The sequence below is a fragment of the Streptomyces sp. M41(2017) genome (genome assembly GCF_002078175.1).
Lineage (GTDB): Bacteria > Actinomycetota > Actinomycetes > Streptomycetales > Streptomycetaceae > Streptomyces.
This window is the reverse complement of the sequence record NZ_MWFK01000001.1, coordinates 87,357-105,912: the sequence shown is the minus strand read 5'-3', so window position 1 is coordinate 105,912 and position 18,556 is coordinate 87,357. Positions and strand designations below refer to the sequence as shown.

The window sequence follows — 18,556 nt, the reverse complement described above, 5'->3', positions numbered from 1 at the left end:
TGTGATCGCCCTCTCTCTCGCCGAGATCGCAGCAGTCGTCGGCGGGCAGACGTACGACATACCGGATCCGGCGGTACAGGTCACCGGACCGGTCGTCCGGGACTCCCGTGAAGTGGAGCCCGGCAGCCTCTTCGTCGCCTTCGTCGGCGAACGCGCGGACGGCCACGACTTCGCCGAGGCGGTGGTCGGAGCCGGCGCGGTCGCCCTCCTGGCGTCCCGCCCCGTCGGCGTGCCCGCCATCGTGGTCGACGACGTGCAGGCCGCTCTCGGCGCCCTCGCCCGCCACGTCGTGGAGCGCCTCGGCGCGACCCTCGTCGCGCTCACCGGCTCCGCGGGCAAGACCAGCACCAAGGACCTCATCGCGCAGGTGCTGCGGATCAAGGCGCCGACGGTCTTCACGCCCGGCTCCCTCAACAACGAGATCGGACTGCCCCTCACCGCGCTCAGCGCCACCGCGGAAACCCGGTTCCTCGTCCTGGAGATGGGCGCCCGCGGCATCGGGCACATCCGCTACCTCACCGGACTCACCCCGCCGAAGATCGGTCTCGTCCTCAACGTCGGCACCGCCCACATCGGCGAGTTCGGCGGCCGCGAACAGATCGCGCAAGCAAAGGGCGAGATGGTCGAGGGCCTTCCCGAGGAAGGCGCCGCGATCCTCAACGCGGACGATCCCCTCGTCCGCGCGATGGCCTCCCGTACGAAGGCGCGCGTGATCCTCTTCGGAGAGTCCGACGAAGCGGACGTACGGGCCGAGAACGTCCGCCTCACGGAGAACGGACAGCCCGCCTTCAGCCTTCGCACACCCTCCGGGTGCAGTGATGTGACCATGCGCCTGTACGGTGAGCACCACGTGTCGAACGCGCTCGCCGCGGCCGCCGTCGCCCATGAGCTGGGCATGTCCGCAGACGAGATCGCCCGTGCGCTCTCCGAGGCGGGCTCCCTCTCCCGCTGGCGGATGGAGGTCACCGAGCGTCCGGACGGCGTGACGGTCGTCAACGACGCCTACAACGCGAACCCCGAGTCCATGCGAGCCGCCCTGCGCGCGCTCGCGTCGATGGGCAAGGGGAGGCGGACCTGGGCGGTGCTCGGTCAGATGGCCGAGCTCGGGGACGAGGCGCTCGCCGAGCACGACGCGGTCGGACGGCTTGCCGTCCGGCTCAATGTCGGCAAGCTCGTCGCGGTCGGGGGCAGGGAAGCGTCCTGGCTGCAACTGGGCGCATATAACGAGGGTTCGTGGGGTGAGGAGTCGGTGCACGTGTCCGACGCACAGGCGGCTGTCGACCTGTTGCGCAGCGAGCTGCGCCCGGGAGACGTCGTACTCGTGAAGGCGTCCAGGTCCGTCGGGCTGGAACGGGTGGCGCTGGCGCTGCTCTCCGACGGTGCCGAGGGTGAGGTTTCCGCCCGATGATGAAGCAGATCCTGTTCGCGGGAGTCATTGGCCTGTTCCTGACTCTGGTCGGCACTCCGCTGCTGATCAAGCTGCTGGCCCGCAAGGGCTACGGCCAGTACATCCGCGACGACGGCCCGCGCGAGCACGCCAGCAAGCGCGGTACGCCGACCATGGGTGGTATCGCCTTCATCCTCGCGACGATCATCGCGTACTTCCTGTCGAAGGTGATCACGGGTTACACGCCCACGTTCTCCGGCCTGCTGGTGCTCGGCCTGATGGCGGGCATGGGCCTGGTCGGGTTCCTGGACGACTACATCAAGATCATCAAGCGGCGTTCGCTGGGCCTGCGGGCCAAGGCGAAGATGGCCGGACAGCTGATCGTCGGCATCAGCTTCGCGGTGCTGGCGCTGATGTTCGCCGACAACCGCGGCAACACCCCGGCCTCCACGAAGCTCTCGTTCGTCCAGGACTTCGGCTGGTCCATCGGCCCGGTGCTGTTCGTGGTCTGGGCCCTGTTCATGATTCTCGCCATGTCGAACGGCGTGAACCTGACGGACGGTCTGGACGGTCTCGCCACCGGCGCCGCGACGATGGTCTTCGGTGCCTACACCTTCATCGGCGTCTGGCAGTTCCAGGAGTCCTGCGCCAACGCGGCGACCCTGACCAACCCGGGCGCCTGCTACGAGGTACGCGACCCACTCGACCTCGCGGTCGTCGCCTCCGCCCTCATGGGCGCCTGCTTCGGCTTCCTGTGGTGGAACACCTCGCCCGCCAAGATCTTCATGGGCGACACCGGTTCGCTGGCCCTCGGCGGCGCGCTCGCCGGTCTCGCGATCTGCTCCCGCACGGAGATCCTGGTCGCCCTGCTCGGCGGCCTCTTCGTCCTCATCACCATGTCGGTGGTCATCCAGGTCGGCTCCTTCAAGCTGACCGGGAAGCGCGTCTTCCGCATGGCACCACTGCAACACCACTTCGAACTCAAGGGGTGGTCCGAAGTCCTTGTCGTGGTCCGCTTCTGGATCATCCAGGGCATGTGCGTCATCGTCGGACTCGGCCTCTTCTACGCAGGATGGGCAGCCAAGAAGTGACCAACTGGCAGGGCAGGAACGTCACCGTCGCCGGACTCGGAGTCTCGGGCATCCCGGCGGCCAAGGTCCTGCACGGCCTCGGCGCGGTCGTCACCGTCGTCAACGACGGCGACGACGACCGGGCCCGGGCGCAGGCCGCGGAACTGGAGGCGCTCGGCGTCACCGTGCGCCTCGGTGACGGCGCGACCCTGCCCGAGGGCACCGACCTCGTCGTGACGGCCCCCGGCTGGCAGCCCGGCAAGCCGCTGTTCGCCGCAGCCGAGGCGGCGGGCGTCCCCGTCTGGGGCGACGTCGAACTGGCCTGGCGGCTGAGGGACCTGGACGGCCGGGAGCCCGCTCCCTGGCTCGCCGTCACCGGCACCAACGGCAAGACCACCACCGTCCAGATGCTCGCCTCCATCCTGAAGGCGGCGGGCCTGCGCACGGCCGCGGTCGGCAACATCGGTGTCTCCCTGCTCGACGCGGTCCTCGGCGAGGAGAAGTACGACGTCCTCGCCGTCGAACTCTCCAGCTACCAGCTGCACTGGGCGCCCTCGCTGCGCGCCCACTCCGCCGTGGTGCTCAACCTCGCGCCGGACCACCTCGACTGGCACGGCTCCATGGAGGCGTACGCCGCCGACAAGGGCCGCGTGTACGAGGGCAATCGGGTCGCCTGCGTCTACAACGTGGCCGACAAGGCCACCGAGGACCTGGTGCGCGCTGCGGACGTCGAGGAGGGCTGCCGGGCGATCGGCTTCACCCTCGGCGCTCCCGGGCCCTCCCAACTCGGCGTCGTCGACGGCATCCTGGTCGACCGCGCCTTCGTCGAGAACCGGCAGAAGAACGCCCAGGAGCTGGCCGAGGTCTCCGACGTCCGGCCGCCCGCCCCGCACAACATCGCCAACGCCCTTGCCGCGGCGGCCCTGGCACGCGCCTACGGGGTGCCCGCCCGGGCCGTACGGGACGGGCTGCGGGACTTCACCCCCGACGCCCACCGCATCGCGCACGTCGCCGACGTGGACGAGGTCGCCTACGTCGACGACTCCAAGGCGACCAACACGCATGCCGCGGAAGCCTCCTTGGCGGCCTACGAGTCGATCGTCTGGATCGCCGGCGGGCTCGCCAAGGGCGCGACCTTCGACGAGCTGGTCGCCAAGTCGGCGAAGCGGCTCCGCGGCGCCGTCCTGATCGGGGCGGACCGCGCGCTGATCCGCGAAGCCCTGGCGCGACACGCCCCGGAAGTACCCGTCGTCGACCTCGACCGGACCGACACTGGGGCGATGCTCGCGGCTGTCCAGGAGGCCAAGGGGCTCGCCGAGCCCGGGGACACGGTGCTGCTGGCGCCGGCCTGCGCGTCCATGGACATGTTCGCCAACTACAACAAGCGCGGTGACGCGTTCGCGGAGGCGGTTCGCGAACTCGGCGCCTGACCCGGCCGGCTCGCCGGGCGAACCTGGGAGGGACGGACGCGTGACTTCGCTGTGGCCCGGAGACGCCGATGCCGACTAGCCGTACCGGACGACCTCCCGTGCAGCGGGCGGCCCGGCGCCCCGCCCTCGCCCGCACCCCCCACGACAACCCCGCGGGCCGGTTCGTCACCCGCGCCCGCAGGGCCTGGGACCGGCCCCTGACGGCCTACTACCTGATCCTCGGCGGCAGCCTGCTGATCACCGTGCTGGGCCTCGTGATGGTCTATTCGGCCTCGCAGATCACCGCGCTCCAGCTGTCGTTGCCCGGCTCGTACTTCTTCCGCAAGCAGTTCCTGGCCGCCGTCATCGGCGGGGTGCTCATGCTGGTCGCCTCGCGGATGCCGGTGAAGCTGCACCGGGCCCTGGCCTACCCGATGCTGGCGGGCGCCGTCTTCCTGATGGCCCTGGTCCAGGTGCCCGGGATAGGGGTCGAGATCAACGGCAACCAGAACTGGATCTCCCTCGGCGGCTCCTTCCAGATCCAGCCCAGCGAGTTCGGCAAGCTCGCGCTCGTCCTGTGGGGCGCCGACCTGCTCGCCCGCAAACAGGACAAGCGGCTGCTGACCCAGTGGAAGCACATGCTGGTGCCGCTCGTACCCGCCGCCTTCATGCTGCTCGGCCTGATCATGCTCGGCGGCGACATGGGCACGGCGATCATCCTCACGGCCATCCTGTTCGGCCTGCTGTGGCTGGCCGGAGCCCCCACGCGGCTGTTCGTCGGTGTGCTCTCCGTCGCACTCGCCATCGGCTTCATCCTCATCAAGACGAGCCCCAACCGCATGTCCCGGCTGGCGTGCATCGGCGCCACCGAACCGGGCCCGCACGACACCTGCTGGCAGGCCGTGCACGGCATCTACGCCCTCGCCTCCGGCGGGTTCTTCGGCTCCGGCCTCGGAGCCAGCGTGGAGAAATGGGGCCAACTGCCCGAAGCGCACACCGACTTCATCTTCGCCATCACCGGGGAGGAACTGGGCCTCGCGGGGACGCTGTCGGTCCTCGCCCTCTTCGCGGCTCTAGGCTATGCGGGTATCCGCGTGGCCGGACGCACGGAGGACCCCTTCGTGAGGTATGCCGCGGGAGGCGTGACCACCTGGATCACGGCGCAGGCCGTGATCAACGTCGGTGCGGTGCTCGGTCTGCTGCCGATCGCCGGTGTCCCGCTCCCGCTGTTCTCCTACGGGGGTTCCGCCCTGCTGCCGACCATGTTCGCCGTCGGGCTCCTGATCGCCTTCGCGCGTGACGACCCCGCCGCGCGGGCGGCCCTCGCCATGCGGCAACCCCGCTTTGGCAGAAAGCGGGCTGCGGTGAGAGGCTCCGCGGGGGCCGCGGGGCCTCGGAGATGGAACACGATGCGACGGCGTGCCTCGGCGGCGCGTTCGTCCGGAGAGCGGTGAATTTCGGTGCATGTCGTACTCGCCGGCGGGGGGACCGCCGGCCACATCGAGCCCGCGCTCGCCCTCGCGGATGCCCTGCGGAGGCAGGACCCGACCGTGGGGATCACGGCCCTGGGCACGGAACGCGGACTTGAGACCCGACTCGTACCCGAGCGCGGCTACGAACTCGCGCTCATTCCCGCCGTACCGCTGCCGCGCAAGCCCACCCCCGAACTGATCACGGTGCCCGGACGGCTGCGCGGCACGATCAAGGCCGTCGAGCAGATCATGGAGCGGACCAAGGCGGACGCGGTCGTCGGCTTCGGCGGCTACGTGGCCCTGCCCGGCTACCTGGCGGCCAAGCGCCTCGGCGTGCCGATCATCATCCACGAGGCCAACGCGCGCCCCGGCCTGGCCAACAAGATCGGCTCGCGGTACGCGGCCCAGGTCGCCGTCTCCACGCCCGACAGCAAGCTCCGCGGCGCCAGGTACATCGGCATCCCGCTGCGCCGCTCCATCGCCACCCTCGACCGTGCCGCGGTACGGCCCGAGGCGCGCGCCGCGTTCGGGCTCGACCCGAACCTGCCGACGCTCCTCGTGTCGGGCGGCTCGCAGGGTGCCCGCCGCCTCAACGAGGTGGTGCAGCAGGCCGCTCCGTACCTCCAGCAGGCCGGAATCCAGATCCTGCACGCGGTCGGCCCGAAGAACGAACTGCCGCAGGTGCACCAGATGCCGGGGATGCCCCCGTACATCCCGGTACCGTACGTGGACCGGATGGATCTCGCGTACGCCGCGGCCGACATGATGCTCTGCCGCGCGGGCGCGATGACCGTCGCCGAACTCTCCGCCGTCGGGCTCCCCGCCGCCTACGTCCCGCTGCCCATCGGCAACGGCGAACAGCGGCTGAACGCCCAGCCGGTGGTCAAGGCCGGCGGCGGACTGCTGGTCGACGACGCGGAACTGACCCCGCAGTGGGTGCAGCAGAACGTGCTGCCCGTGCTCGCCGATCCGCACCGGCTGTACGAGATGTCCCGCGCCGCCAGCGAGTTCGGCCGCCGGGACGCCGACGACCTGCTCGTCGGCATGGTGTACGAGGCGATCGCCTCGCGCCACCGCTAGGACCGTATGAGGGAAGGCAGGGAGCGTGGCCGGACCGACGACCGCCGAGCGCGGTGAACGGCAGAAGCTGGAATCCGGCCCGCCCCGGCCGCCCTTCCTCGGGCGGCTCCGCCGCCCTCATAGGCTCATCATCCTTATCCTCGCCCTGGTGTTGGCCGGTGCCGCGACGCTGTGGGTTCTGTACGGTTCGCCCTGGTTGCGGCTGGAGCGTGTATCGGCCTCCGGCACAAAGGTCCTGACACCCGGACAGGTGCGGAACGCGGCCGACCTCCCGGTCGGTTCCCCGCTGATCTCCGTCGACACGGGCGCGATCGAGACGCGGTTGCGCCGGAAACTGCCACGGATCGACTCGGTCGACGTCGTCAGGTCCTGGCCGCACGGAATCAGCCTGAACGTCATCGAGCGGACTCCGGTCCTGCTGATCGAGAAAGGGCCAAACTTCATCGAAGTGGACGACGAAGGCGTGCGATTCGCCACCGTTTCCGACGCCCCGAAGAACGTGCCCTCGCTGGAATTGGCCGTGTCCCGCCCCGAGTCGCTGCGCCGTTTCCCCGCCGACCGGCTGGTGCGCGCGGCGGTCCGGATCGCCGGGGACATTCCGCCCCCCGTCGCCCGGGACACCCGCGCGGTCAAGGTCCGTTCCTACGACTCCGTGTCGCTGGAGCTGAAGGACGGCAGGACCGTGGAGTGGGGCAGCGGCGAGAAGGGCCCGGCGAAGGCCAGAACACTCACCGCTCTCATGAAAGCCGCTCCGAAGGCCCGGCACTTCGACGTGAGTGCTCCCACCGCCCCTGCCTCGTCGGGGAGTTGACGCACATCTGTGCAGGCCAGCACCCTGGTTGGGCAGTGACATGCCTGATCACATAGGGTGAAAAGAAAAACGGGAGGTTCGGCGTGTTCGTTGAACGTGCGCCACTTGTCGACTTAGTGTCCTGTTCGGAAGAGTCCAAGGAACAGACACACTGGTAACCCTAAACTTCAGCGTTAGGGTTCGGGTCGGCGTTCGGACCGTCCCATTCGGCATCAGTCGTCGGATCGCGAACACCGCGAGGCGACGACACGTAACTCGAGGCGAGAGGCCTTCGACGTGGCAGCACCGCAGAACTACCTCGCAGTCATCAAAGTCATCGGTGTCGGCGGCGGTGGTGTCAATGCCATCAACCGGATGATCGAGGTCGGTCTCAAGGGCGTCGAGTTCATCGCCATCAACACCGACGCACAGGCGCTGTTGATGAGCGACGCCGACGTCAAGCTCGACGTCGGCCGGGAACTCACGCGCGGCCTCGGGGCCGGAGCCAACCCGGCAGTCGGCCGCAAGGCCGCCGAGGATCACCGCGAGGAGATCGAGGAGGTCCTCAAGGGGGCCGACATGGTCTTCGTGACAGCCGGTGAAGGCGGTGGCACGGGCACCGGCGGCGCTCCGGTGGTGGCGAACATCGCCCGCTCGCTGGGCGCCCTCACCATCGGCGTGGTCACCCGCCCGTTCACCTTCGAGGGCCGGCGCCGCGCCAACCAGGCGGAGGACGGCATCGCCGAGCTCCGCGAAGAGGTCGACACCCTCATCGTCATCCCGAACGACCGGCTGCTGTCCATCTCGGACCGCCAGGTCTCGGTCCTCGACGCCTTCAAGTCGGCGGACCAGGTCCTGCTCTCCGGTGTTCAGGGCATCACCGACCTCATCACCACCCCCGGCCTGATCAACCTCGACTTCGCCGACGTCAAGTCCGTGATGTCCGAGGCGGGTTCGGCCCTCATGGGCATCGGCTCGGCCCGTGGCGACGACCGCGCGGTGGCCGCCGCGGAGATGGCGATCTCCTCGCCGCTCCTCGAGGCCTCCATCGACGGCGCCCGAGGCGTCCTGCTCTCCATCTCCGGTGGCTCCGACCTCGGCCTGTTCGAGATCAACGAAGCCGCCCAGCTGGTGAGCGAGGCCGCGCACCCCGAGGCCAACATCATCTTCGGCGCGGTCATCGACGACGCCCTCGGCGACGAGGTGCGGGTCACCGTCATCGCCGCCGGCTTCGACGGCGGTCAGCCGCCGGCCAAGCGGGACAACGTCCTCGGTTCGACCTCGGCCCGACGTGAGGAGCCCGCCCCGGCGCGCACCTCCGAGAGCCGCCCGTCCTTCGGGTCGCTCGGCAGCGTCACCCCGAAGGAGGCCGCGGCCCCGGAGCCCGCTCCGGAGCCGGTCAACGAACTCCCCGTCTCCCCGCCGGTCCCGCCGTCCCGTTCCTACTCGGACAGCGCGGCCGAGGAACTGGACGTGCCGGACTTCCTGAAGTGATAGGACAGCGCTCCGGAACGAGCGACGCGAGCGGCGCCCACTTCGCCTTCACCGACCGGTGGGGCGGGGTGAGCGCCGTTCCGTTCGAGGAGCTCAACCTCGGCGGAGCGGTGGGCGACGACCCCGGGGCGGTACGCGCCAACCGGGACCTGGCCGCCAAGGCGCTCGGGCTCGACCCGGCCGGGGTCGTCTGGATGAACCAGGTGCACGGTCCGGACGTCGCGGTGGTCGAGGGTCCGTGGGACTCCGCTGACATCCCGTCCGTCGACGCCCTCGTCACGACGCGGCGGGGACTGGCGCTCGCCGTCCTCACCGCCGACTGCACCCCCGTTCTGCTGGCCGACCCGGTCGCCGGGGTGGCGGCCGCCGCTCACGCGGGACGGCCGGGCATGGTCGCCGGCGTGGTACCGGCCGCCGTGCGGGCCATGGTGGAACTCGGCGCCGATCCGTCCCGGATCACCGCCCGCACCGGCCCCGCGGTCTGCGGCCGGTGCTACGAAGTACCGGACGCGATGCGCGCCGAGGTCGCCGCCGTCGAACCGGCGGCGTACTCCGAGACGAGCTGGGGAACTCCCGCGGTCGACGTGACCGCCGGGGTGCACGCGCAGTTGGAACGGCTCGGCGTGCGCGACCGGGAGCAGTCGCCGGTCTGCACGATCGAGTCGGGGGACCACTTCTCGTACCGACGGGACCGCACCACCGGGCGGCTCGCGGGCTATGTCTGGCTGGACTGATGGGGCATGACGGACCGTAAGGCTCAACTCGCCGAAAACCTGGCGAAAGTGGAAGACCGCATCGCGACGGCGTGCACGGCGGCCGGTCGCAAGCGGGAAGAGGTGACCCTCATCGTGGTCACCAAGACGTATCCGGCGAGCGATGTGCGGATTCTCTCGGAACTCGGCGTGCGGCACGTCGCCGAGAACCGGGACCAGGACGCGGCGCCCAAGGCGGCGGAATGCGCCGATCTGCCGCTCACCTGGCATTTCGTCGGGCAGCTGCAGACCAACAAGGTGCGTTCCGTGGTCGGTTACGCGGATCTCGTGCAGTCCGTCGACCGTGCCCGGCTCGTCACGGCCCTCTCGAAGGAGGCGGTGCGGACCGAGCGCCGGATCGGATGCCTGATCCAGGTGGCGCTGGACGCGCAGGAGAGCGGTCGCGGCGAACGCGGAGGCGTGGGGACCGGCGGGATCGAGGAGTTGGGCGAACTCGTCGCCGGGGCTCCCGGACTCCGGCTCGACGGACTGATGACCGTCGCCCCGCTCACCGGTGAGTACGCGGGCCGGCAACAGGCGGCGTTCGAGCGGCTGATGGATTTGTCGACTGTCCTGCGCCGGGCGCATCCGGCTGCGAACATGGTCTCGGCAGGGATGAGCTCGGACCTCGAACAGGCCGTGACAGCCGGAGCGACACATGTACGCGTCGGTACTGCGGTACTCGGAGTCCGACCCAGGCTCGGGTAACGTCGCCAAGAAGTCGGACCACAGCAGAAAATATGGTCATTTCCGCCGCAGGCGGGCATAACGACCTCGTGGATCGCAGGCACTTGGCAGTTCGTCAGCCGATCCACCACAGAGCGGAGGACTCAGAGCAATGGCCGGCGCGATGCGCAAGATGGCGGTCTACCTCGGCCTCGTGGAGGACGATGGGTACGACGGCAGGGGATTCGACCCCGACGACGACTTCGAGCCCGAGCTCGACCCGGAGCCCGAGCGGGACCGGCGACGGCACGAGCCGCCCCACCAGTCACATCAGGCGCACCAGTCCCAACGGGACGAATCGGTACGAGTGGTACAGCCCTCGGCTCCGCGCGATCCGGTGCCCCATTCCGCTTCGCTGGCCGCGGAGTCCGGGCGTCCGGCACGGATCGCCCCCGTGGCATCCATCACACAAGAACGTCAGCCCCTGGAGAAGAACGCCCCGGTGATCATGCCCAAGGTCGTGTCGGAACGAGAGCCTTACCGGATCACCACGCTGCACCCCCGGACCTACAACGAGGCCCGTACCATCGGGGAACACTTCCGTGAAGGCACCCCGGTGATCATGAATCTCACCGAGATGGATGACACGGATGCGAAGCGACTTGTCGACTTTGCGGCCGGTTTGGTGTTTGGTCTCCACGGCAGCATCGAGCGGGTGACGCAGAAGGTGTTCCTGTTGTCGCCTGCTAACGTCGATGTCACGGCGGAGGACAAGGCCCGCATCGCAGAGGGCGGGTTCTTCAACCAGAGCTGAGACGCAGGACCGGAACACCGCAGGGAAAACAGGGGAGAGGGAAGCACGGGATCATGAGCGTGGTCGGGCAGGTTCTCTACATCGCGCTGATGTGCTTCCTCATCGTGCTGATTTTCCGGTTGGTCATGGACTACGTCTTCCAGTTCGCCCGCTCATGGCAACCCGGCAAGGCGATGGTGGTCGTTCTGGAGGCCACCTACACTGTCACCGATCCACCGCTCAAGCTTCTGCGGCGGTTCATTCCGCCGCTGCGTCTCGGGGGCGTGGCGCTTGACCTGTCCTTCTTCGTACTGATGATCATCGTCTACATCCTGATCTCCGTCGTGAGCCGGCTGTGAACGATACGGTCTTGCCGAATGCCGACGACTACGTTGAGGTGAAGAGATGCCGTTGACCCCCGAGGACGTGCGGAACAAGCAGTTCACGACCGTCCGCCTCCGAGAAGGCTATGACGAGGACGAGGTCGATGCCTTCCTCGATGAGGTCGAAGCCGAACTGACGCGCCTGCTCCGCGAGAACGAGGACCTGCGCGCCAAGTTGGCCGCCGCCACGCGCGCGGCCGCGCAGAACCAGCAGCAGCAGGGGATGCGCAAGCCGCCCGAGCAGCAGGACCAGCAGCAGGGTCCCCCGCAGGGTATGCGCGGTGGCCCGGGTGCTCCCGTGCCCGCGGGCATATCGGGCCCGCCGCAGCAGCAGATGGGCGGCCCCATGGGTGGCCCGCCCCAGCTGCCCAGCGGTGCGCCGCAGCTTCCCGCCGGTCCCAGCGGCCAGGGTGGCCAGCAGGGGCAGGGCGGTCCCATGGGCCAGGGCCCCATGGGTCAGGGTCCGATGGGCCAGGGCCCCATGGGCCAGGGCGGTCCGATGGGTCAGGGCCCGATGGGCCAGGGTCCCGGCCAGATGCAGCAGATGCAGCAGATGGGCGGCCCGATGGGCGGTCCCATGGGTGGCCCCATGGGCGGCCACGGTCCGCAGATGCCGCAGCAGGGCCCCGGTGGCGACAGCGCCGCCCGTGTTCTCTCGCTGGCTCAGCAGACCGCCGACCAGGCGATCGCCGAGGCCCGTTCCGAGGCCAACAAGATCGTCGGTGAGGCCCGCAGCCGCGCCGAGGGTCTGGAGCGCGACGCCCGTGCCAAGGCCGACGCCCTGGAGCGGGACGCGCAGGAGAAGCACCGCGTCGCGATGGGCTCCCTGGAGTCCGCCCGCGCCACGCTGGAGCGCAAGGTCGAGGACCTGCGCGGCTTCGAGCGCGAGTACCGCACGCGTCTGAAGTCCTACCTGGAGTCGCAGCTGCGCCAGCTGGAGACGCAGGCGGACGACTCGCTCGCCCCGCCGCGCACCCCGGCCGCGGCCTCCCTGCCGTCGTCCTCCGCGCCCTCCATGGCTCCCGCGGGCGCCGGTGCCCCGTCCTACGGCGGCGGCAACCAGGGCATGGGTGGTCCGGCTCCGGCCGCGCCGTCCTACGGCGGACAGCAGCAGATGTCGCCGGCGATGACCCAGCCGATGGCTCCGGTGCGGCCCCAGGGCCCGTCGCCGATGCAGCAGGCGCCCTCGCCGATGCGCGGGTTCCTCATCGACGAGGACGACAACTGACGGCCTCGCGTACGCCTTAGGCGTCGGCAGCGTTCAGGGCGGAGCCCCCGGATCATCCGGGGGCTCCGCCCTTTTGTGCTGTCCGTGAGGCGCCGGCGGCGCGGCGGCTCCCGGGCGGGCGAGCGGGAGCCGGACGGCGGGGGCGTGTGCGGGGAAGTGCCGGGACGGGGGTGCCTGAGCGGCGGCGGTCGTCCGCGCTTCCTGAAGGGGCGTGCACGCGCGGGAGCTTGTCCGGGTGAAGCAATGCCGAAGGCCCGGGGCCGCCAGGAGATCCTGGCGGCCCCGGGCCTTCGGTCCGTACGGTCCCGGCGGGCCGGTGCCGGGGTGTTACGCCTTGCGGAGGCGGAACGTGAGGGACAGGCCCTCGTCCGTGAACGGCTCACCGTAGGCGCCGTCGGCCTCACCCTGCGCGAAGTCCGTGGCGAGCACCTCGTCGGAGATGAGCGTCGCGTGCTCGGCGAGGGCCGCGGTGACCGCCGGGTCCGTGGAGGACCAGCGGAGCGCGATGCGGTCGGCAACGTCCAGGCCGCTGTTCTTGCGGGCCTCCTGGATCAGCCGGATCGCGTCACGGGCGAGGCCCGCCTGGCGCAGCTCCTCGGTGATCTCCAGGTCGAGGGCGACCGTGGCGCCGGAGTCGGACGCGACCGACCAGCCCTCGCGCGGGGTCTCCGTGATGATGACCTCGTCCGGCGCCAGCGTCACGGCCTCGCCGTCCACCGTGACCGAGGCGTTGCCCTCGCGCAGGGCGAGCGACAGCGCGGCGGCGTCCGTCTCGGCGATGGCCTTGGCGACCGCCTGGACGCCCTTGCCGAACCGCTTGCCCAGCGCGCGGAAGTTCGCCTTGGCGGTCGTGTCGACCAGTGAGCCGCCGACCTCGGAGAGCGATGCGAGGGAGCTCACGTTCAGCTCCTCGGTGATCTGGGCGTGCAGCTCGCGGTCGAGCGTCTCGAAGCCGGTCGCGGCGACCAGCGCGCGGGAGAGCGGCTGACGCGTCTTGACGCCCGACTCCGCGCGCGTGGCCCGGCCGAGCTCCACGAGGCGGCGGACCAGGAGCATCTGGCGCGACAGCTCCGGGTCGATGGCGGACAGGTCCGCCTCCGGCCAGGACGACAGGTGGACCGACTCGGGGGCGTCCGGGGACACCGGGACGACCAGGTCCTGCCAGACCCGCTCGGTGATGAACGGGGTCAGCGGGGCCATCAGCCGCGTGACCGTCTCCACGACCTCGTGCAGGGTGCCCAGCGCGGCCTTGTCGCCCTGCCAGAAGCGGCGACGGGACCGGCGCACGTACCAGTTGGAGAGGTCGTCGACGAACGCCGAGAGGAGCTTGCCGGCGCGCTGCGTGTCGTAGGCCTCCAGTGCCTGCGTCACCTGGTCGGTGAGCGCGTGCAGCTCGGAGAGCAGCCAGCGGTCCAGGACCGGGCGGTCGGCGGGGGCCGGGTCGGCCTCGCTGGGGGCCCAGTCGGCGGTGCGGGCGTACAGCGCCTGGAAGGCGACGGTGTTCCAGTACGTGAGGAGCGTCTTGCGGACGACCTCCTGGATCGTGCCGTGGCCCACGCGGCGGGCCGCCCACGGGGAGCCGCCGGCCGCCATGAACCAGCGCACGGCGTCCGCGCCGTGCTGGTCCATCAGCGGAATCGGCTGCAGGATGTTGCCCAGGTGCTTGGACATCTTGCGGCCGTCCTCGGCGAGGATGTGGCCGAGGCACACGACGTTCTCGTACGAGGATTTGTCGAAGACCAGTGTGCCGACGGCCATCAGCGTGTAGAACCAGCCGCGCGTCTGGTCGATGGCCTCACTGATGAACTGCGCCGGGTAGCGGCTCTCGAACAGTTCCTTGTTCTTGTACGGGTAGCCCCACTGCGCGAACGGCATCGAACCCGAGTCGTACCAGGCGTCGATGACCTCCGGGACGCGGGTCGCCGTCAGACCGCAGCCGCCCTCCGGGCACGGGAAGGTGACCGCGTCGATGAACGGGCGGTGCGGGTCCAGGTCCGACTGGTCGGTGCCCGTCAGCTCGGTCAGCTCGGCGCGCGAGCCGACACAGGTGACGTGGCCCTCCTCGCAGCGCCACAGCGGGAGCGGTGTGCCCCAGTAGCGGCTGCGGGAAAGCGCCCAGTCGATGTTGTTGTTCAGCCAGTCGCCGAAGCGGCCGTGCTTGACGGACTCCGGGAACCAGTTGGTCCCCTCGTTCTCCTCCAGGAGACGGTCCTTGACGGCCGTGGTGCGGATGTACCAGGACGGCTGCGCGTAGTACAGGAGCGCGGTGTGGCAGCGCCAGCAGTGCGGGTAACTGTGCTCGTACGGAACGTGCTTGAAGAGCAGGCCGCGACTCTGGAGGTCCTCGGTGAGCTTCTCGTCCGCCTTCTTGAAGAAGACGCCGCCCACCAGGGGGACGCTCTCCTCGAAGGTGCCGTTCGGGCGGATCGGGTTCACCACGGGCAGGCCGTACGCGCGGCAGACCTTGAGGTCGTCCTCACCGAAGGCGGGGGACTGGTGGACCAGACCCGTACCGTCCTCGGTCGTCACGTACTCGGCGTTGACCACGAAGTGCGCGGCCTCGGGGAACTCGATGAGTTCGAACGGACGTTGGTACGTCCAGCGCTCCATCTCGGCGCCCGTGAAGGACTCGCCCGTGGTCTCCCAGCCCTCGCCGAGCGACTTCTCGACGAGCGGCTGCGCGACGACGAGCTGCTCCTCGCCGTTCGTCACGACGACATAGGTGACGTCCGGGTGCGCGGCGACGGCGGTGTTGGAGACCAGGGTCCACGGCGTGGTCGTCCACACCAGGAGCGCGGCACGGCCGGCCAGCGGTCCGGAGGTGAGCGGGAAACGGACGTAGACGGAAGGGTCGACGATCGTCTCGTAGCCCTGCGCCAGCTCGTGGTCCGACAGGCCCGTCTCGTCGCGCGGGCACCAGGGGGCCACGCGGTAGTCCTGGACCAGCAGGCCCTTGTTGAAGATCTCCTTCAGCGACCACCACACGGACTCGATGTACTCGGGGTCCATGGTCCGGTAGGCGTCGTCCAGGTCGACCCAGTAGCCCATGCGGTTCGTCAGCTCGGTGAACGCGTCGGTGTGACGGGTCACCGACTCACGGCACTGCGCGTTGAACTCGGCGATGCCGAACGCCTCGATGTCCTGCTTGCCGGTGAAGCCCAGCTCCTTCTCCACCGCCAGCTCCACGGGCAGGCCGTGGCAGTCCCAGCCGGCCTTGCGCCCCACGTGGTAGCCGCGCATGGTGCGGAAGCGCGGGAAGACGTCCTTGAAGACGCGCGCCTCGATGTGGTGGGCGCCCGGCATGCCGTTCGCGGTGGGCGGGCCCTCGTAGAACACCCACTCGGGGCGGCCCTCGGACTGGTCGAGGCTCTTGGCGAAGATCTTCTGCTCGCGCCAGAAGTCGAGCACGGCGTGCTCGAGGGCGGGCAGGTCGACCTGGGCGGGCACCTGGCGGTACGTCGGCGCTGTCATCGGCGAGCTTCCTCCAACGGACTTTCTGCCTTCCGTCGGAGGGACGAGAGCGTTGCTGCTGCGGACGCCGTGTTCGGCGCGCTCCCGCGGTACCACCCTCCTTGGCCCGCCCGTGCGCCGTTCGCACCGGTGAGCCCCCTCATTGGGGTCGCGATGCCGGGTCTACTGGCCCCTCAGGGGTGTTCTGCCGGCGGCTCCGGGGTGATCTTCACGTCGCGCTGGCCCCCGGGCTTCCACCGTCCCCGGGTCGCTCCTGGCCGCGTACGCCGCTACTCGTCCCCATCCACGCTTCTCGCTGCGCCCAGTGTACGGCGCCCCGGGGACCGGGGCCGACCGGATTTCCCGGGCACCGCCGTGGCCTGCGCGGTGACCCGAATGGCACGGGGCGCGCGTCCGGATCCCGGGACGGCGGTCCCGGCGGATTACCCGGCGGGGAGCTGGGCACAACGCATGCATGCCTGCCCCGCGGGTCCCGCGGGGCGGGCGATGCGCGGGCGTGCCCCGTTGCCGCGGGCCAGAAGTCGATTTATCGTCCCAGCACGACGCGCGAGCAAGATCACAAAATGTGAAGGGGCCGCGGCCATGGTGGCGAAGAAGACCGCCGTACAGCAGTCGGCGTCCGGCAGATCCACGGGTTCGGCGGCCAAGAATGTGGGTGGGAAGAAGAGCGCACAGGGGGCTTCCGCGACGAGCGAGGCGAAACCGGTGAAGACGACCTCCAGGACAGCGACCCCGGCCGCGACGGTGACCGCGAAGACGGTGACGGCCAAGACCGTCACCGCGAAGACGGCCGACGGGGCCGTCGCCGGGAAAGCCGCCGACAAGAAGACCACGGCCAGGAGGAGCACCTCCAAGGCGGCCGACAAGAAGGGCACCTCCAAGGCGGCGGACAGCGGGAAGGCCACCGACGCGGGTGCCCCCGCGACCGCCGCCAAGAAGGTGCCCGCCAAGAAGGCGGCCACGAAGGCCACCGCCAAGAAGGCCGCGGCGAAGAAGGTGCCCGCCAAGAGGGCGGCGGCCGCGGCGAAGAAGCAGGCGTCCGGAAAGGCCGCGGCGAAGAAGAGCGCGGGTACGGCGCGGAAGAGCACCAGCACGGCCAAGAAGACGGCCGCGTCCGCGGCCGAGGGCGCGGCGGAGGCCGCGGAGACGACGGGAGCCACGACGGTGGTTGCGAAGAAGACCCCTGGCACGGCCACGGCCGCCAAGAAGGCCACCGCGGTTCCCAAGGCGCGGCCCGCCGCGGCGGAGTCCGGCGAACTCGCGGTGCGCCCCGGCGAGGACCCCTGGACCCCGGAGGAGGTCGAGGAGGCACGTGCGGAGCTCCAGTCGGAGGCGCTGCGACTGAGCGCCGAGATCTCGACCTCCGAGGCCGCCCTCGCCGGCCTGATGCGGGACTCCGGTGACGGCGCGGGCGACGACGAGGCGGACACCGGCACGAAGAACATCACGCGCGAGCACGAGATGGCCCTGAACTCCAACGCGCGCGAGATGCTGGAGCAGACCGAGCGCGCCCTGCACCGCCTCGACGCCGGCACCTACGGGCTCTGCGAGAACTGCGGCAACGCCATCGGCAAGGCCCGGATGCAGGCCTTCCCGCGCGCCACGCTGTGCGTCGAGTGCAAGCAGAAGCAGGAGCGCCGGCACTGAACCGCCGGCCGGTCCTCCCGCGCACCGCGCCGCCGTACCCCTGACGCCCGGGGCGGACGGTCCCGGCGCCGCGCGGGAGGGCTCCGCCCGCGCGGCACGGGAGGCCTCCTGAGCACGGGGGCCCGCGGGGGTGTGCCGTACCCTCGTCCTCAGTCAGGAACCTAGGTCGAGGGACTCACTCACGTGGCAGAGGCGGAGCGCATCATCGGTACGCCGGGCATCCCAGGGGCGGCGTCTGCCGGGCCGGAGCAGTCCGACGGGACCTCCGACGGGAACACGGCGTCGGGAGACCGGTCCGGCGGCGACGGGCAGAGCCCGGCCGAGCGGCCCTCCGGGGACTCCGCCCCGGCGTCCGCGGCGGACGGGACGGGCGAGCGGCCGAGGGGCAGGCGCAAGATCGCCGTGCTCTTCACGGTGGCCGTTCTCGCGTACGCCCTCGACCTGATCAGCAAGATGATCGTCGTGGCGAAGCTGGAGCACCACGACTCGATCGAGATCGTCGGGGACTGGCTCAAGTTCGAGGCCATCCGCAACGCGGGAGCGGCCTTCGGCTTCGGCGAGGCGTTCACGATCATCTTCACGGTGATCGCCGCCGCGGTGATCGTCGTCATCGCCCGGCTCGCCCGCAAGCTGTACAGCGTGCCGTGGGCCATCGCCCTCGGGCTGCTGCTCGGCGGCGCGCTCGGCAACCTGACCGACCGGATCTTCCGCTCGCCGGGCGTCTTCGAGGGCGCGGTCGTGGACTTCATCGCCCCCAAGCACTTCGCCGTCTTCAACCTCGCCGACTCGGCGATCGTCTGCGGCGGCATCCTGATCGTCCTGCTGTCCTTCCGGGGTCTCGACCCGGACGGAACGGTCCACAAGGACTGACGCACGGCCCGACGGCGGGCCGGGGGAGCACCCCGGCCCCGCTC

General features: G+C 70.3%; 15 protein-coding genes. 14 read left to right on the top strand and 1 reads right to left on the bottom strand.

Features of this window, described 5'->3' with window-relative positions; genetic code table 11:
* The first annotated feature begins 1 nt into the window (after position 1).
* From murF to B0675_RS00395, 12 genes are all read left to right on the top strand, one after another.
* Positions 2-1,408, top strand: coding sequence for a UDP-N-acetylmuramoyl-tripeptide--D-alanyl-D-alanine ligase (gene murF, locus B0675_RS00455; RefSeq protein ID WP_081216737.1), 1,407 nt, complete (start codon positions 2-4; stop codon positions 1,406-1,408).
* Positions 1,405-2,478: a phospho-N-acetylmuramoyl-pentapeptide-transferase gene (mraY, locus tag B0675_RS00450; protein ID WP_081216736.1), complete on the top strand. Its 1,074-nt coding sequence runs from the start codon at positions 1,405-1,407 to the stop codon at positions 2,476-2,478. The genes murF and mraY overlap by 4 nt, the downstream gene beginning before the upstream one ends.
* Positions 2,460-3,887 carry a UDP-N-acetylmuramoyl-L-alanine--D-glutamate ligase gene (gene murD / locus B0675_RS00445; protein WP_081216735.1) on the top strand — a complete coding sequence of 476 codons (1,428 nt, stop codon included), beginning with the start codon at positions 2,460-2,462 and terminating at the stop codon, positions 3,885-3,887. The genes mraY and murD overlap by 19 nt, the downstream gene beginning before the upstream one ends.
* A gap of 68 nt (positions 3,888-3,955) precedes the next feature.
* Entirely contained in the window at positions 3,956-5,320 is a 1,365-nt protein-coding gene (ftsW, locus tag B0675_RS00440) for a putative lipid II flippase FtsW (RefSeq protein ID WP_081216734.1), read from the top strand.
* 6 nt (positions 5,321-5,326) lie between these two features.
* Positions 5,327-6,418, top strand: coding sequence for an undecaprenyldiphospho-muramoylpentapeptide beta-N-acetylglucosaminyltransferase (gene murG, locus B0675_RS00435; RefSeq protein ID WP_081216733.1), 1,092 nt, complete (start codon positions 5,327-5,329; stop codon positions 6,416-6,418).
* Positions 6,419-6,443: 25 nt separating this feature from the next.
* Positions 6,444-7,229 (top strand): FtsQ-type POTRA domain-containing protein, encoded by a 786-nt coding sequence (locus B0675_RS00430; RefSeq protein ID WP_081216732.1) that lies wholly within the window; start codon positions 6,444-6,446, stop codon positions 7,227-7,229.
* Positions 7,230-7,505: 276 nt separating this feature from the next.
* A complete protein-coding gene (gene ftsZ, locus B0675_RS00420; protein WP_081216730.1) occupies positions 7,506-8,702 on the top strand; it encodes a cell division protein FtsZ in 1,197 nt (398 codons plus the stop codon).
* A complete protein-coding gene (gene pgeF, locus B0675_RS00415; RefSeq protein ID WP_081216729.1) occupies positions 8,699-9,436 on the top strand; it encodes a peptidoglycan editing factor PgeF in 738 nt (245 codons plus the stop codon). The genes ftsZ and pgeF overlap by 4 nt, the downstream gene beginning before the upstream one ends.
* 6 nt (positions 9,437-9,442) lie before the next feature.
* Positions 9,443-10,162, top strand: coding sequence for a YggS family pyridoxal phosphate-dependent enzyme (locus B0675_RS00410; protein WP_081216728.1), 720 nt, complete (start codon positions 9,443-9,445; stop codon positions 10,160-10,162).
* A gap of 130 nt (positions 10,163-10,292) precedes the next feature.
* Entirely contained in the window at positions 10,293-10,934 is a 642-nt protein-coding gene (sepF, locus tag B0675_RS00405) for a cell division protein SepF (protein ID WP_081216727.1), read from the top strand.
* Between the two features lie 53 nt (positions 10,935-10,987).
* Positions 10,988-11,272 (top strand): YggT family protein, encoded by a 285-nt coding sequence (locus tag B0675_RS00400; protein ID WP_028803186.1) that lies wholly within the window; start codon positions 10,988-10,990, stop codon positions 11,270-11,272.
* Between the two features lie 46 nt (positions 11,273-11,318).
* On the top strand, positions 11,319-12,524 hold the full coding sequence (locus B0675_RS00395) for a DivIVA domain-containing protein (protein WP_081216726.1): 1,206 nt from the start codon (positions 11,319-11,321) through the stop codon (positions 12,522-12,524).
* Positions 12,525-12,851: 327 nt separating this feature from the next.
* On the opposite strand, the gene ileS is transcribed toward B0675_RS00395, so the two are convergent.
* Positions 12,852-15,995, bottom strand: a complete 3,144-nt coding sequence (gene ileS / locus B0675_RS00390; RefSeq protein ID WP_179165208.1) for an isoleucine--tRNA ligase — start codon at positions 15,993-15,995, stop codon at positions 12,852-12,854.
* A gap of 582 nt (positions 15,996-16,577) precedes the next feature.
* Here ileS and B0675_RS00385 point away from each other — a divergent pair.
* Together B0675_RS00385 and lspA are read left to right on the top strand one after the other, a co-directional pair.
* Complete coding sequence (locus tag B0675_RS00385) at positions 16,578-17,642, top strand: TraR/DksA C4-type zinc finger protein (protein ID WP_081216725.1); 1,065 nt, start codon at positions 16,578-16,580, stop codon at positions 17,640-17,642.
* Positions 17,643-17,825: 183 nt separating this feature from the next.
* A complete protein-coding gene (lspA, locus tag B0675_RS00380) occupies positions 17,826-18,512 on the top strand; it encodes a signal peptidase II (protein ID WP_081216724.1) in 687 nt (228 codons plus the stop codon).
* Positions 18,513-18,556: the final 44 nt, after the last annotated feature.

Coding starts and splice junctions, on each gene's coding strand:
- B0675_RS00410 (WP_081216728.1), top strand. CDS start 9,443: ATGACGGACCGTAAGGCTCAACTCGCCGAAAACCTGGCGAAAGTGGAA.
- B0675_RS00395 (WP_081216726.1), top strand. CDS start 11,319: ATGCCGTTGACCCCCGAGGACGTGCGGAACAAGCAGTTCACGACCGTC.
- mraY (WP_081216736.1), top strand. CDS start 1,405: ATGATGAAGCAGATCCTGTTCGCGGGAGTCATTGGCCTGTTCCTGACT.
- B0675_RS00400 (WP_028803186.1), top strand. CDS start 10,988: ATGAGCGTGGTCGGGCAGGTTCTCTACATCGCGCTGATGTGCTTCCTC.
- ileS (WP_179165208.1), bottom strand. CDS start 15,995: ATGACAGCGCCGACGTACCGCCAGGTGCCCGCCCAGGTCGACCTGCCC.
- murD (WP_081216735.1), top strand. CDS start 2,460: ATGGGCAGCCAAGAAGTGACCAACTGGCAGGGCAGGAACGTCACCGTC.
- ftsW (WP_081216734.1), top strand. CDS start 3,956: ATGCCGACTAGCCGTACCGGACGACCTCCCGTGCAGCGGGCGGCCCGG.
- sepF (WP_081216727.1), top strand. CDS start 10,293: ATGGCCGGCGCGATGCGCAAGATGGCGGTCTACCTCGGCCTCGTGGAG.
- B0675_RS00385 (WP_081216725.1), top strand. CDS start 16,578: ATGGTGGCGAAGAAGACCGCCGTACAGCAGTCGGCGTCCGGCAGATCC.